We start from the raw sequence: 12429 nt of genomic DNA, 5'->3' as shown, positions 1-12429 counted from the left end.
CTGAGGCAGCTTTGGTGCAAGAAATAGCGTTAACAAAGTCGTGAGGGTTCGAATAATTTACTTTTGTTAACCATATCGAGGTATGTCCAATTGCTTCAATGCCTTAACATGATTTATCATTTTATATATCAATAGCTGTTCTGTAGATTAGGCGAATACATGGAAGTTGAAGTTAAGGCCGCTGAACAGGGTAAGCATCCTATTTTGAGGCTATTTACGTTAAATCGTATTGTTGGCCTAATGACCATTTCAGTGCCAGTGCTCTATTTGATGGGGTATTTTTATCATTATAGCTACTTAGATGGGTTTGGAGTTAACAGTGATTTTTTCCCACGCTCAATTCAAGACCATTTAGTTGGTGCGTTTGTTTTCATGTTTATTGTTGTTTCAAATGCATATAAGTATCTTAATAATAATGTGTGGTTCTTGGTTATCTCTGGGGGCGTGGGGTTTATTTCGTTTTTTGCTCTCATGTATGGGTTCCGGAATCCAATGAAAAACTCTTTGGTTTCCTTCATTGAAAGAAAAGGGTTTTATGAGCAATTTGAAAGCTACGTTATTTTCCCTGCTATAGGGGCTTTTTTTGGGTCCATTTTTCCATATGGCTTAATTTGTTTATTTTGGTTGTTGCTTCTGCTTCCAGCAGCGGGAGTGTGGCAAGGTAAAGCTTCTGCCGAAAGAGATCTGGATAGTTTTCATGGCTGCGAACAATCTGAACTCAGCCAGAAAGAAAAGTGTATTATAAGAATAGTGTTTTCTGCTGTTCACTGAAATTCATAGAGGTAATTGTAACTTGCTGATTTTAAATCACTTTGCTACATTTTGATTCATGGGTGTTCATTGCGGATTATCGTCAAGCAATGAAATGTGTGTAGCAGCGTGTGTAGCAAACATTGATATGTCAGCCATAAATAAGCTCTCAGATAAGTTTCTAAAGTCGGTCAACGGCAAGCCTTATGACGGCCAAAAAGTGGTGGCTGATGGGGCAGGCTTGTCGGCCAGAATTTCAGCCAGTGGAAAAATTTCTTGGGTGTATCGTTACCGGTTAGGTGGGCGAAAATCTAATCCAAAATGGGTGACTTTGGGTACTTATCCAGACACCTCAATTAAGCAAGCGCGAGAGAAGCGTGATGATTGTCGAGAGTGGCTAAATAATAATGCCGATCCCGCCATTGAAATCCAGCTTGCCAAAGAGAAACGCGAAAAGCCGATCACCGTGGAAGATGCCCTCGAATACTGGCTGGTGGAATACGCCGAAGAGCACCGCAAAAATTATGAGAAACATCGCGCCCAATTCAAACGCCATATATACCCTTATATTGGTTCGCTACCTGTTGAAATGGTATCGACTGCGATGTGGTGTTCTTGCTTTGACCGGATCAGAAAGGGACAGGGTAAGCGCAAGCCTGCGCCTGTTGCTGCGGGGTTGGTTTTTCAAGGTTGTAAACAATCTTTGGTGTTTTGCCGCAAGCGCGGGTTTGTTGAAAGTCATGCTCTGGATGATTTAATCATTTCCGATGTGGGTAAGAAGCAAGCCAAAAAGGACAGGGTGCTTACAGAAGATGAGCTGTTTAGCCTTATCGAGCATACCAAATCAGATAAGTTTCCCGACTACTACCGCAACTTGATTCTGCTGTTAGTGATTTTTGGTGCGCGAACTCAAGAAGTGAGAATGTCGACGTGGGATGAATGGGATTTCGATAACTTGGTGTGGACAGTCCCCAAAGCCAATAGCAAAACCGCTGAGAAGATAATGCGGCCTATCACTCAAGCATTGCTGCCTTGGTTACTAGAACTTAAATTCTCTACGCAGCGAACAGGCTATGTGCTAGGTGGATTAAAGCGCTCAGAACCAGTAAGTCAGTTTGGTCGTAAGCAATGGAAGCAACTAGGGCATAAAGAGCCATGGACTTTGCACGACTTACGCCGAACTATGGCAACTAAATTGAATGATTTAGGTGTGCATCCACATATTGCCGACCACCTATTAGGCCACACTATTAAAACTATAGAGGTGTTAAAAGATCTTGCGATGATAAGTGAGGCTATATCTCCTTGTTTGAATAAACTGTTTACTTCGTGGCACTTATCATAAAAGGTGTTATCTTTTTTTAGCTACCCAATAGAAAATTATGGCAGTCATAATCGCAGATGCGATATAGGCAGGTATTGTTGTTTGTAATGACAACATTGCGCTATCAACCCTTTGCTCTTCGAGTAAGAAAGGTGTTGCTTGAGAGTTAAACGAGTAGTTGAAAATAGCAAAGTTGGCGATAAAGTTAAGAATCGCTAGTGCTATATAGATAAGTACAGTCTTCATATTGATTTACTTAACCTCCCAAAACCAAATCTCACGAGATTCATTAAAGTCACTTACCCGGCCTAAGAACTCAAGTATGCTTCTTGTAAACATCGAAGAACTGGTTATTTCGTCCTTGTTCCATAGGTCTATATGATCGCCACTACGTCTTTCAAAAGACTCATTGCCACGCTGCCAATAATCTTTGAAGAAAATGATTCCCGTTCGACCATCTAAATCATCTTGGAATGTAGCAGGAGTGATTTTTTCTAACTTTCCTAGCCAACTAAACTGAGATCTCTTTAGCCAGTGAGCCATTTCTTCGGCGAGAAGAATATGTTTCATACCAGAATGAGACCAACAGGTTTTTGTTTTGCTATTTGCGGTTGAAACACCTGCTTTAATCAGTGCGTCACTCAACATTATTGCACAATAGTTTCCGAAAGGTTTAGAGCTAGTAGCCTGTTTGTTTTGGCATCTTGCTTTGATGAGGCTTTTGTCTGGGAAGCTTTTCCAAATTGTATCGAAGCTAGGCATTAATCATCCTTATGTGCCTGTATAAAATGACCAATCTATCATTAATGGGGTTGGGCTTCTATTGAAAAATCGCATAATGATAAATAGCACAAATAAAATATATAAGATATAAAATAGTATAAATTACAATTCACTAGAGATTTAATTGAGTTTATAGTAAATATCTGTTGTTTGGATTGTATGGTAAGGATTACCTATGGGTAAAGATTTGGATATCTCTGCAGGTGACACTGTGGTTAAGGCTGCAGTTTCAGATAAAAGTGTCGAAGAAGTCGCAACAAAAAAGAAATTTCTTTCGCCGTGGCTCATAGGCACTGGGCTACTTGGCCTTCTTGCGGCTTATAGTCACTTCTTTGGATTAAGCTATAGAAAAAGCTACTTAGCTACGATTGGCTTTGAGAACGCTCCTGTGACCTTAGGTGCTGATGAGTCGCTTTATTACGCAGTGGAAGGCTCGACTGGTGGAATACTTAATCTGATTAGAATGATATCTGCTGACCTGTTCATACTTGAGCCGGCTTTAATAGCCGGCTTTGCTTTTGCGGTTGTGCCGTTACTCGTTCGGTTGATTAGTATATCCCCATTTCCAGCTTTTAAAGTTCGAAGCTTTGTGTCTTCTATCTCTAGTTCAACTAGGAGTGCGCTGGTTGCTGCAATCATAGGCTTTGTGACGGGGTGGGTAGCAATTATTGGATTGATTATTTATTTGATTGTCGGCATGTCGATTATTTGGTTGATCATGTCCTTGGGAATGTTAGCGGGTCAATCAGAAGGGAAAAAATTGATAAGTGAACCAATTTGTCAATCTAGAGAAATAGAAAAACGCACTTTAGGTTGTCGCAGACTTTTAACTAGTGATGGTGAGGAATTGGTAGGTTTGAGAGTGCACTCTCACAATGACGTTCAGTATGTGTTAACAAATTCAGGGGCGTATGACGTTTCAGCTGAGGGAGAAGTACTTTCATATCGGCCAATTCATGAGCTAGAAAAGGCAGAAACCGAAAGCAAGGGGGCAGAATGAGCATTTTTATTTCCTAAAGTTGGGTTGTACATAAAGGAGTTGTTTTGGAAAAGTTTGTGTTGTTGTCGGAAGTGGGGCGTTTTTCCAAGTTAACCGAGTCTGATGTTTCCCTACATACCAATCCAAGTGAGCTTGAGTTTGCGTGTTATACAAAGGCCACTAAAAGCATTATTGGTGCTGTGGTTGAGGGGCGTTTCCGAGGGATAGGTGTTTACAACTATCGCGGTTGGATGGGCATCCCGGCTAAGTCTGCTTCTAATATAATCGACTCTGGAAAGTCCCAAGTATATTTCGGACGAGCCACTGCCAGTGCTGGGGTTGAACTTGTTTCTGAAGTGTATCCATTTCAGGTTAGTTATCCGAATAACTTGGTTGCAGAATGGGGGCGACCTTCTGAATTTTCGGAGTACCCGCACTTACGCGTTTATCCTTACTTTGTTGAAAGGGCTTCAGATCAGAGGCTAAAGGCGCAGGGCAAAGAGATGTTTTTCGGGGCAATGAAAGGGTTAGCTTCATTACGAAAAGATTTCGACCCAGAAGACGAGCATGTTCTTAAATACGAAGCTGATATTACCAAGAGCAAAGAAGACGCAGAGTTAACACCTGAGTTGATGCTTAGCGAAATAGGTTTCACCTTTCAACGTAGTGAGCTAGGCATTAGTTTAGCTTCCCTTAGAAAGATAGAGGCACAACTGTTTGGATCGCCAGAAGTCGAGCAGCCATTTGCTGTCGAACAAATCCAAGCTATTGAGCCTGAGCAAACAAACACTTTAACGTTTAATAATGATTTACATGAAGTGTTGTACAACATACTTATTGCTGGTGGTGATACCTCGCATAAAGGGGTTTGGCGTACCTTGGAAAATGAGTTCGCTAAAGATGAAGGTGAGCGCCAATTTGATAAGTACAATATTCTTCTCGATGTATCTGCTACTGAGCTGCTTTGGGTCAGTCGGGCAGGCTTAAATCGTCAAACTATGAAGTTCTCTTCATTGGCAACTGCACTTAGTAAACTTAAAAAACGGATAATTTCTAACTAAAAATTATCGCTGCACTTATCGCAATTATCGCTGCGCTAATTCGGCCTTTTCACTAAGCAACACTGCTCCTGAACTTTAAATGTATCAGGAGCTACAAAGATGATTAACCTTAGAGAAACAGATAAACGAGTACTAACCGAACAAGAAACATCTATCTATATAGGCATGAGCCGTTCTTACCTGCGTCAAGCGCGTATGAGCGGCAACCGTGACAACCACACCCCAGCACCCCCTTTCATTAAAATTGGCCGCGCAGTTCGCTATTTACGCGAAGACTTAGACGCATGGCTATGCAGCTTTCAACGCCTAGAGCATTTAGGTCAGCTGGGAGGTGTTGCTCATGTCTAGTTCAGTTACTAATGAAGCCTTAAGAATGCTGAGTGATTTTGCTAACGGCGCGTGCATCAATTTTTACGTAACGCCCGAAGGTGAGCATGTAAGAGAAAAGACCTGTAAGCGCCTATCTAAGCAATTTGATAAACGCACCTTTAATCGCTTAAAGGACTTAGGTTTGATTACTTTCTCTTCGGTTTACCATTGCGGCATTCAATGGCTGCAATACCGCATTAGCACCAAAGGCTGGGAGGTGTTTAATGCCCGTACCTGAGCAAGATGATAAAGCGTATGTTTTGCGTATATTAGCCAGCTTTCCTACAGAGTTTCGAATGCCACTTATGGCGCAGTATCATGCTGCGCCTACTAAGCGAGATGCCAATATCGGCATCCGCGATACTCGCGATAACGTAGCCAAAGCCATTGGCGCTAAACCCATAAGCTTAAACTTAGATTTGTGTGAAGAAGACTTAAGAAAAAAAGCCACTGAAAAGGCCGATAACTGCACAAGGCTTACACGCTTAAGTGATTCACCTAAAGCTGCCTATGAAGATATAGCCGCTTACATAAGGGGTAAAGGCATTGAGCCTCCAACCCCGCGTATTCTGCTGAAGGGTGACTTTGATACTACCGACACCAAAAGCGATCCTTACAAAGGGGCTATCAATCGAACCAAAAGCAGTGCTTGGTGGCTTAGAAAGCTACGCCAGAAACTGAATCAAGATATCGAGGCCACTGCGCAACACATAGGGCTAGTGAATAAAAGAAAGCAAATCTATTGCAGCAACATCACTCTTAACCGCCGAACCGCGCAATTGGCCTATCAAGACAAGCTTATGTCTAGCTCCTTTGTGATAAATGATGCAGGTCAGTGCTACAGCTTAAAAGAGCTATCAGACTTAAACGTATCTAATCCCGAAATCCGCAGACAAGAGTTAATGGTAAGGGCGAGGGGCTTTCAGGAGTTAGCTGAAGAGCATAAGCATATTGGTTTGTTCTTAACGTTAACGTGCCCTTCAAAGTTTCATTCTAGCTATGGCACAACCGGCCACTGTAATTCCAAGTGGGATGGTTCGCTGCCTAAAGATGGTCAACAATACTTACGCGATATCTATGCCAAAATTCGCGCTCAACTCGATAGAGACAATATTAAACCCTATGGCATTAGAGTGGCCGAGCCACACCATGACGGTACACCCCATTGGCACTTACTGGTATTTATTGCCCCCGAACAAAAGCAACGCATGTTAGAGATTTACCGCCACTATGCCTTTGAAGAAGATGGTGATGAAAAGGGCGCAGACTTACACCGCTTTAAAGCGGTAGAAATAGACCCGAACAAAGGCAGTGCGGCCGGTTACTTAGCTAAGTATGTTTCTAAGAACATTAACGGTAAATCACTAGAAAGTGGCGTACATGGTGAAGAACCGATAGAGGCAGCCGCTAGGGTTAACGCGTGGGCTGCTTGCTGGCGCATAAGGCAGTTTCAACAAGTGGGCGGGGCATCGGTCACCGTATGGCGAGAGCTTCGTAGGCTAAAGAAAGTATGCCAGTTCGATGAAACCATTCAGCAAGCCTTTAAAGCCGCAGATACCGCCAATTGGAAAGCGTTTACTAAAGTAATGGGCGGCGTGTGGTGCAAGTTAGCTAACAGGCCATTAAGGGTTTACTACCAGCAAACCGTAGATACCGAAACAGGCGAGTGCAAAACTAACGCCTATGGCGATGTATTTGTGAAGAGACTTAAAGGTGTGCTTTACCAAGGCTTAGAAATTGTCACCCGCCATTTTGAATGGCAGGTGCTTAGGGGCTCTAGCTCTTCGGCTTTACTTGGAGTTCTGTAAATAAGTGTACCGAAATTTGGGAGATACTTGATAAGTGACAAAATTGATTCTAGGATGCCAACCGTTGTGACGGTGGGCGAGGCAGAATAGTGGAAATGGTGTTATAAAGTACATATGAAATTTAGAGCATTGTCTAAACTGTTTAATAGCTCGGAGTTAAAAAGAGTTATAAACGGGAACTTTGACCATTTCTCATATATTTGTGAGGATTTTCCTGAGCTTTTAAATGCTAGAGGAATGGCCGACTTTTACAATCGTGCTTATGAACTCCTCATTAAAAACTATAGAAATGAGTATGTAGTTAAAAATGAAATTGTAAATAAGATTCTACTTGGCCGTCACTCAATGAAAACAACTTCTATGATGAGCGAGGTGCGAACTGGAGGTAATATTGCCGATTGCTTGATCATTAACGGGTATTCAACATGTTACGAAATCAAAACTGAATTTGATTCACTTGTTAGGTTGAAAGAGCAGATTAAATCTTACTTGAGAGCATATGATAAGACCTATGTAGTAACACACAAGTCTCACCTACAACATATAGTTGAAATGCATAATGAATTTCCTCATTTTGGTATTATAGAGCTTACGAAAAGGAATCAGTTGAGGGTCATTGCGGACGCGCCTTTAAGCACAGAGTTTGATTATAGTATGACTTTTGATACTTTGCGCAAGGCAGAGTATACGTATGTTGCTGAGAAGGTTTTTGGGGGGCTTCCCGAAATGCCGAATACAAGTGTTTATGAATACTGTAAGCAAGCCTATTTCTCTTTATCAAAGCAAGGTGCTCAAACAATTTTCAACGATAGTATTAAGCTATTTCGTAGCAACGATCACAGCTTTATAAATAAGCTACCAAAATCCTTAAAAAATGTAGGTGTTAGTTATCAACTAAGCAGACAAGAAAAAAATAGTCTTGTATTATTGATGACTGATTCATCAACAGAGATGGCTAATGTATTATCCGTTTATGCGAGGAAAGCGTCATGAGTTGGCTGCTTTAAGGAAAACTGTACAGCGTTTAAATGCAAGTAAAGTAATTCCTATCATTGAACCTTTAAAAGAAAACAAAAATGATTTGGTTAGAACGATTAAAGCGTTAAATGGTTCTAACATTACGCCGATGGTTATCATTAACCCATTGGTTGGAGAGTTGGTTGCTCACGATAGCATTGACTTCTACTCAGACTTAGTGAAAAAACAATTAGATTTTTTGCCGTGTGTTGCATTTAGCCAAGCGAATTTTGGCGCAGCGTATAAGCTTGCAACGCAACTTTCATCTGACCTGTTATTATTCTCTACATATTTTAAAGATGAACCTACGTTTGATGTTTCAAGTATCACCGCCTCTTCGAAAGTGAACTCGGTACGAGAATCTTCGAATACGACCCAGCGTTTTATTGGAAGTCTTCCTCGTTTAGTTAAGATAAAAGACTCCTTCAACGCTCAAGGTCGAAACGCGGACTATCCTCCATTACCATCTGTTTATTCTGATGAGCATGTGACGTATTCACAAGTTTCAAATGCAATTGGTTTTGGCGATTACCAAGTAGTAGGAGAGCCGTATAGTGAGTCTGGTGGACCAGCTCGAGCGGTTGCGATCCATATAACTTATATAGATCCATCCCAAAACAATGTGATGTTGATCAAGCATAGTGTCTCTACAACTGATAGTGGAACAACGACTAATACGGGAACTAAGTTTTTGGAGGCGCTTGATGAGCTAATTCAATTCGCTAACTCAACGCCCGCTTTAAACCAAACCACTGAAGGTTTTCAAGCGTTCCTAGATTTGCACGCTCGTAGGCATTATCCAAACTTGGGGCCAGTAAAAGAATATTCGATAATGCACCATATAGAGTCAATATCGAGCTTTCTATAGAGCCACTTCTTAATACAAGTCTAAACTTGGGTTCGTTGTTTTCGACGAATTCAGGCTTATCCCGTTAACCATAATGGTAGTTAATGATGTTAGCATTATTGATGGAAATTTAATTAATTAGTGCTAGTGCATAAGTACGGAGTGGAAAGATGGCAAGAAAATGAACAAATTTGGAATATATGAAATTCGATTATCAGAGTTTATGCTCTAAAATGTTCATGGTTTAAGATATTGTGGCTATATCTGTTTCCATGGATTTAACCTCTCGATTAATTATACCCCAAAACGCAGTGATAATGTCTTGGTCAGACAGCTTTAGTTTGTGCATGGGAATGCCTCTATCATATGAGACGACTTCCTTCATGCTTTTGTCATTATATGAATCAAAATTTGGGAAGTAATTGTTACTCCATTTATTGTGCTTTATTTCGTGGATGGCTCTTGTAAGTTTTTTTATGCCCTTGTATTCGATTCGATGTCTATAGCATAGCTTTTTTATCATACAATCTAATTCGAAGAGCATTCTCATATCATCAATTTCTGAGAAAAAGAACAGCCACCCTTTGCATTTATTGTTTGCGATACAACCGGTAATCCTTAAATTTAGTTTCCAGAAAAGTAATGCTTTAGAGCGTTTTCTCCCCGCGTTTGAATACGAGGTAAATAGTGCGGCGATAGAATCTTGAAACCTTTTTTTACTTATTTCTCTTATTGAAATACTTACATCACCAGCGTATTTTTTTGGGTTATAGACGTAACCAAGGTAGGAGAACTCACTAGATATAGGCTTTACAATTGTCTTATCTGAACTAGGGTCGGTGTCATGCGGAGCCTGTAAATTAAATTGTGTAATTGCTTATAATTAGGCCTGAACAGGCTAAGGATAAGCAACATGGATAAGAAAGTTCTCGAAGCATTTGCTCGTGAAGCCGCTAAGTCAATCAAGACCCCTTCAGATCTAGATGACTTTCGTAAAATGTTAACCAAGGTGACTGTTGAGACAGCGTTAAATGCTGAGCTTGATGACCACCTCGGTTATCAGAAACACGCTGAAAAGCCCGATAAGAATAGTCGTAATGGTTATTCATCCAAGACCTTGATCACCGACGATGGTGAGATTGAACTGGATGTACCTCGAGACCGAGATGCCTCGTTTGAACCGAAGCTTGTTCGTAAGCATCAAACTCGATTTCAATCGATGGATGACAAGATATTAAGCCTTTACGCCAAAGGCATGACAACTCGTGAAATCGTCGCTACGTTCAAAGAAATGTACGATGCTGATGTCTCTGCAAGCCTCATATCTAAAGTTACCGACTCAGTTCTAGAGCAGGTTGTTGAATGGCAATCACGGCCACTGGATGCAGTCTATCCCATCGTCTACCTTGATTGCATCGTGGTGAAAATCCGCCAAAACAAACAGCTCGTCAATAAGGCGATTTACTTGGCTCTGGGCGTAAATATCGAAGGTCAGAAAGAACTTTTAGGGATGTGGATATCTGAAACGGAAGGTGCGAAGTTCTGGCTCAGCGTTCTCACTGAACTCCAGACTCGAGGTATCAACGACATTCTTATCGCTTGTGTTGATGGCTTGAAGGGCTTTCCAGATGCTATTAATGCCGTATTCCCAAAAACCCAAATACAGCTCTGTATCGTCCACATGGTGCGCAATTCAATGAAGTATGTCCCTTGGAAAGACTACAAGGCTGTAACGGCAGATCTCAAAGGTATTTACCAGTCGAATACCGAGGAAGAAGCGCTTCTGGCCCTCGAACAATTTGGTGACCAGTGGGATGATAAATACCCACAGATAAGCCGCTCTTGGACAGCGCATTGGGATAATTTAAATACATTGTTCAGCTACCCTCAGGACATTCGTAAAGCCATTTACACGACGAATGCGATAGAGTCCTTGAACAGTGTGATACGCAAAGCGACAAAGAAGCGTAAGCTATTCCCCACGGATGAATCAGCGAGGAAAGTTGTCTATCTTGCAATTATGGATGCATCGAAACGCTGGTCGATGCCAATAAGAAACTGGCGACAGGCTCTCAATCGCTTTATGATTATGTTTGAAGACCGACTTACTGATTACTTGTAACCCAAAGCAGTTACACAGAATTATTTACAGGGTCGTCATGCGTTTTTAGGCCTATTAATTTCGTTTCTTCTACATATTTGTCGTAAATTTTACCTGACTCATCTTCTCGGCAGAAAATGAGGACATCATCAACATACCTTTTATAAAAAATATCTTCTTTCTTCAAAGCTTTATCTATGTCTAACATATAAATTTCGGCCAAAATGTTAGAGATGGATAGTCCTTGTGGAACCCCTGAGTGACATACTTGGTTTTTACTAAATCCAGTAGTGACCGCACTCCTGATTAGAGTTATGACTTCTTTCTCAACGCCCAAATTTTTAAGGTGATTTTCTAAATGATGATGCTCAATGGTAGGGTAAAAGTCTTTGATGTCGATTTTTATAACTGTTTCATAGGTGTTTGTATCTAAAGCTAGTTTTACGTCTCTAGTGGCCTGCTGAGGGACTTGTATTTGTAGGAGGTGGGAAAAATTCCTTTGTAAATAGTTGTTTATAGCTTTTAAAACAATCCGGTCTCTTAGTGTTGGGATCGCAATTTGCCTAGGATATTTATTCGCGCCTTTTGAGATCAGTTTTTCTCTATATCTTGAAAATGCATAATTCTCAATAAATACTTTGGAAATTATAGTGTTTATTTCCTTGCTTTGTTTTTTAGCAAAGTGCTTCGGCAATAAATTGTCAATTCCAGTGACTTTTGATTGTGAAAAGTTAGAGATGTAAATATCTCTTAGATTATCAGGTGTGAATACTTCCGATATGGTTACGAGCATTAAGACACTACCTGTATATAGATATAAATATTATAGCTGCAGGGGCCATCAATATAGAAGCTAATGTGAAAATATTAAGAGTTTTCATTAGATAGAAAACAACCTTATCTTTATTGTTAACATCTATACTTAAAAAAGATTTATCTTTTGCATTATTGTAAGCTTCAACTTTAGCATTAAGAAAGTCAATCCAAGAGCAGTTTTCACAAGATTCAAGGATTTTACTATATCTAGCAGCGTCGTCATTATTTAACTTAGTTTGTTCTTTTACTTCTAGATAAAGAGATTGTAGTGCTATATAGCCACTCTTGAATTTTCGTGCTCGTTCGTTATATCGCCCTAAAGATGTAAACAAAGATGCGCAGAAAACAAAAACTGAAAAGCAAATAAAGACTTTGGAAATTACGTTTGGCTGCTCTTCTCCCAGTAGTAAAACTGAGGCGAAAACACCACAAAGAGAGTACCAAAAAAGGGATATATTTGACCAATTTGCGTAGCGAAGAAGTCTACTTTCGGCATTGATCCAAGACTTTCTGGTCCACCAAATACTATCTTTATCCATGTAATCCTCAAAAAGCCCTGCGGGAAAACTTTAAG

At 40.6% G+C, this 12429-nt stretch carries 14 protein-coding genes; 10 read left to right on the top strand and 4 right to left on the bottom strand.

The window, feature by feature from the left end; all coding sequences use genetic code 11:
* Positions 1 to 159: 159 nt before the first annotated feature.
* Positions 160 to 771 (top strand): hypothetical protein, encoded by a 612-nt coding sequence (locus ACRRS0_RS19785; protein ID WP_432455875.1) that lies wholly within the window; start codon positions 160 to 162, stop codon positions 769 to 771.
* Between the two features lie 127 nt (positions 772 to 898).
* The gene (locus tag ACRRS0_RS19780; protein WP_432455876.1) at positions 899 to 2095 is read left to right on the top strand and encodes a tyrosine-type recombinase/integrase; all 1197 of its coding nucleotides are present in this window, start codon (positions 899 to 901) and stop codon (positions 2093 to 2095) included.
* 6 nt (positions 2096 to 2101) lie between these two features.
* Here the strand turns inward: ACRRS0_RS19780 and ACRRS0_RS19775 are convergent, their stop codons facing one another.
* Together ACRRS0_RS19775 and ACRRS0_RS19770 are read right to left on the bottom strand one after the other, a co-directional pair.
* Entirely contained in the window at positions 2102 to 2320 is a 219-nt protein-coding gene (locus ACRRS0_RS19775; protein ID WP_152785735.1) for a hypothetical protein, read from the bottom strand.
* Positions 2321 to 2326: 6 nt separating this feature from the next.
* Positions 2327 to 2836 carry a type VI secretion system amidase effector protein Tae4 gene (locus ACRRS0_RS19770; RefSeq protein WP_432455877.1) on the bottom strand — a complete coding sequence of 170 codons (510 nt, stop codon included), beginning with the start codon at positions 2834 to 2836 and terminating at the stop codon, positions 2327 to 2329.
* Positions 2837 to 3032: 196 nt separating this feature from the next.
* Here ACRRS0_RS19770 and ACRRS0_RS19765 point away from each other — a divergent pair, with 196 nt between their 5' ends.
* The 8 genes from ACRRS0_RS19765 (at position 3033) to ACRRS0_RS19730 (ending at position 11060) form a co-directional block, all read left to right on the top strand.
* Entirely contained in the window at positions 3033 to 3857 is an 825-nt protein-coding gene (locus tag ACRRS0_RS19765) for a hypothetical protein (RefSeq protein WP_432455878.1), read from the top strand.
* Between the two features lie 44 nt (positions 3858 to 3901).
* Positions 3902 to 4897, top strand: a complete 996-nt coding sequence (locus ACRRS0_RS19760) for a hypothetical protein (protein ID WP_432455879.1) — start codon at positions 3902 to 3904, stop codon at positions 4895 to 4897.
* A 99-nt stretch (positions 4898 to 4996) separates the two neighbouring features.
* Positions 4997 to 5245, top strand: a complete 249-nt coding sequence (locus ACRRS0_RS19755; protein ID WP_432455880.1) for a helix-turn-helix transcriptional regulator — start codon at positions 4997 to 4999, stop codon at positions 5243 to 5245.
* Entirely contained in the window at positions 5238 to 5504 is a 267-nt protein-coding gene (locus ACRRS0_RS19750) for a hypothetical protein (protein WP_432455881.1), read from the top strand. Before ACRRS0_RS19755 ends, ACRRS0_RS19750 begins: the two co-directional genes overlap by 8 nt.
* A complete protein-coding gene (locus ACRRS0_RS19745) occupies positions 5491 to 7074 on the top strand; it encodes a replication endonuclease (RefSeq protein WP_432455882.1) in 1584 nt (527 codons plus the stop codon). The genes ACRRS0_RS19750 and ACRRS0_RS19745 overlap by 14 nt, the downstream gene beginning before the upstream one ends.
* 114 nt (positions 7075 to 7188) lie before the next feature.
* Entirely contained in the window at positions 7189 to 8067 is an 879-nt protein-coding gene (locus tag ACRRS0_RS19740) for a sce7726 family protein (RefSeq protein WP_432455883.1), read from the top strand.
* Positions 8033 to 8959, top strand: a complete 927-nt coding sequence (locus tag ACRRS0_RS19735; RefSeq protein ID WP_432455884.1) for a sce7725 family protein — start codon at positions 8033 to 8035, stop codon at positions 8957 to 8959. The genes ACRRS0_RS19740 and ACRRS0_RS19735 overlap by 35 nt, the downstream gene beginning before the upstream one ends.
* Before the next feature lie 892 nt (positions 8960 to 9851).
* Positions 9852 to 11060 carry an IS256 family transposase gene (locus tag ACRRS0_RS19730; protein ID WP_432452821.1) on the top strand — a complete coding sequence of 403 codons (1209 nt, stop codon included), beginning with the start codon at positions 9852 to 9854 and terminating at the stop codon, positions 11058 to 11060.
* Between the two features lie 10 nt (positions 11061 to 11070).
* Here the strand turns inward: ACRRS0_RS19730 and ACRRS0_RS19725 are convergent, their stop codons facing one another.
* Positions 11071 to 11832, bottom strand: coding sequence for a reverse transcriptase domain-containing protein (locus tag ACRRS0_RS19725; protein ID WP_432455885.1), 762 nt, complete (start codon positions 11830 to 11832; stop codon positions 11071 to 11073).
* 7 nt (positions 11833 to 11839) lie between these two features.
* On the bottom strand, positions 11840 to 12394 hold the full coding sequence (locus ACRRS0_RS19720) for an SLATT domain-containing protein (protein ID WP_432455886.1): 555 nt from the start codon (positions 12392 to 12394) through the stop codon (positions 11840 to 11842).
* Positions 12395 to 12429 lie beyond the last annotated feature (35 nt).

The organism is Agarivorans sp. QJM3NY_29 (assembly GCF_050870835.2).
Classification (GTDB): Bacteria; Pseudomonadota; Gammaproteobacteria; order Enterobacterales; family Celerinatantimonadaceae; genus Agarivorans.
The sequence above is the reverse complement of the archived record's forward strand: the minus strand, read 5'-3'. Positions and strand labels throughout refer to the sequence as shown.

Excerpts from the sequence above, each read along its gene's own strand:
- ACRRS0_RS19785 (WP_432455875.1), top strand. The coding sequence starts at position 160 with ATGGAAGTTGAAGTTAAGGCCGCTGAACAGGGTAAGCATCCTATTTTG.
- ACRRS0_RS19780 (WP_432455876.1), top strand. The coding sequence starts at position 899 with ATGTCAGCCATAAATAAGCTCTCAGATAAGTTTCTAAAGTCGGTCAAC.
- ACRRS0_RS19775 (WP_152785735.1), bottom strand. The coding sequence starts at position 2,320 with ATGAAGACTGTACTTATCTATATAGCACTAGCGATTCTTAACTTTATC.
- ACRRS0_RS19770 (WP_432455877.1), bottom strand. The coding sequence starts at position 2,836 with ATGCCTAGCTTCGATACAATTTGGAAAAGCTTCCCAGACAAAAGCCTC.
- ACRRS0_RS19765 (WP_432455878.1), top strand. The coding sequence starts at position 3,033 with ATGGGTAAAGATTTGGATATCTCTGCAGGTGACACTGTGGTTAAGGCT.
- ACRRS0_RS19755 (WP_432455880.1), top strand. The coding sequence starts at position 4,997 with ATGATTAACCTTAGAGAAACAGATAAACGAGTACTAACCGAACAAGAA.
- ACRRS0_RS19750 (WP_432455881.1), top strand. The coding sequence starts at position 5,238 with ATGTCTAGTTCAGTTACTAATGAAGCCTTAAGAATGCTGAGTGATTTT.
- ACRRS0_RS19745 (WP_432455882.1), top strand. The coding sequence starts at position 5,491 with ATGCCCGTACCTGAGCAAGATGATAAAGCGTATGTTTTGCGTATATTA.
- ACRRS0_RS19740 (WP_432455883.1), top strand. The coding sequence starts at position 7,189 with ATGAAATTTAGAGCATTGTCTAAACTGTTTAATAGCTCGGAGTTAAAA.
- ACRRS0_RS19735 (WP_432455884.1), top strand. The coding sequence starts at position 8,033 with ATGTATTATCCGTTTATGCGAGGAAAGCGTCATGAGTTGGCTGCTTTA.
- ACRRS0_RS19730 (WP_432452821.1), top strand. The coding sequence starts at position 9,852 with ATGGATAAGAAAGTTCTCGAAGCATTTGCTCGTGAAGCCGCTAAGTCA.
- ACRRS0_RS19725 (WP_432455885.1), bottom strand. The coding sequence starts at position 11,832 with ATGCTCGTAACCATATCGGAAGTATTCACACCTGATAATCTAAGAGAT.
- ACRRS0_RS19720 (WP_432455886.1), bottom strand. The coding sequence starts at position 12,394 with ATGGATAAAGATAGTATTTGGTGGACCAGAAAGTCTTGGATCAATGCC.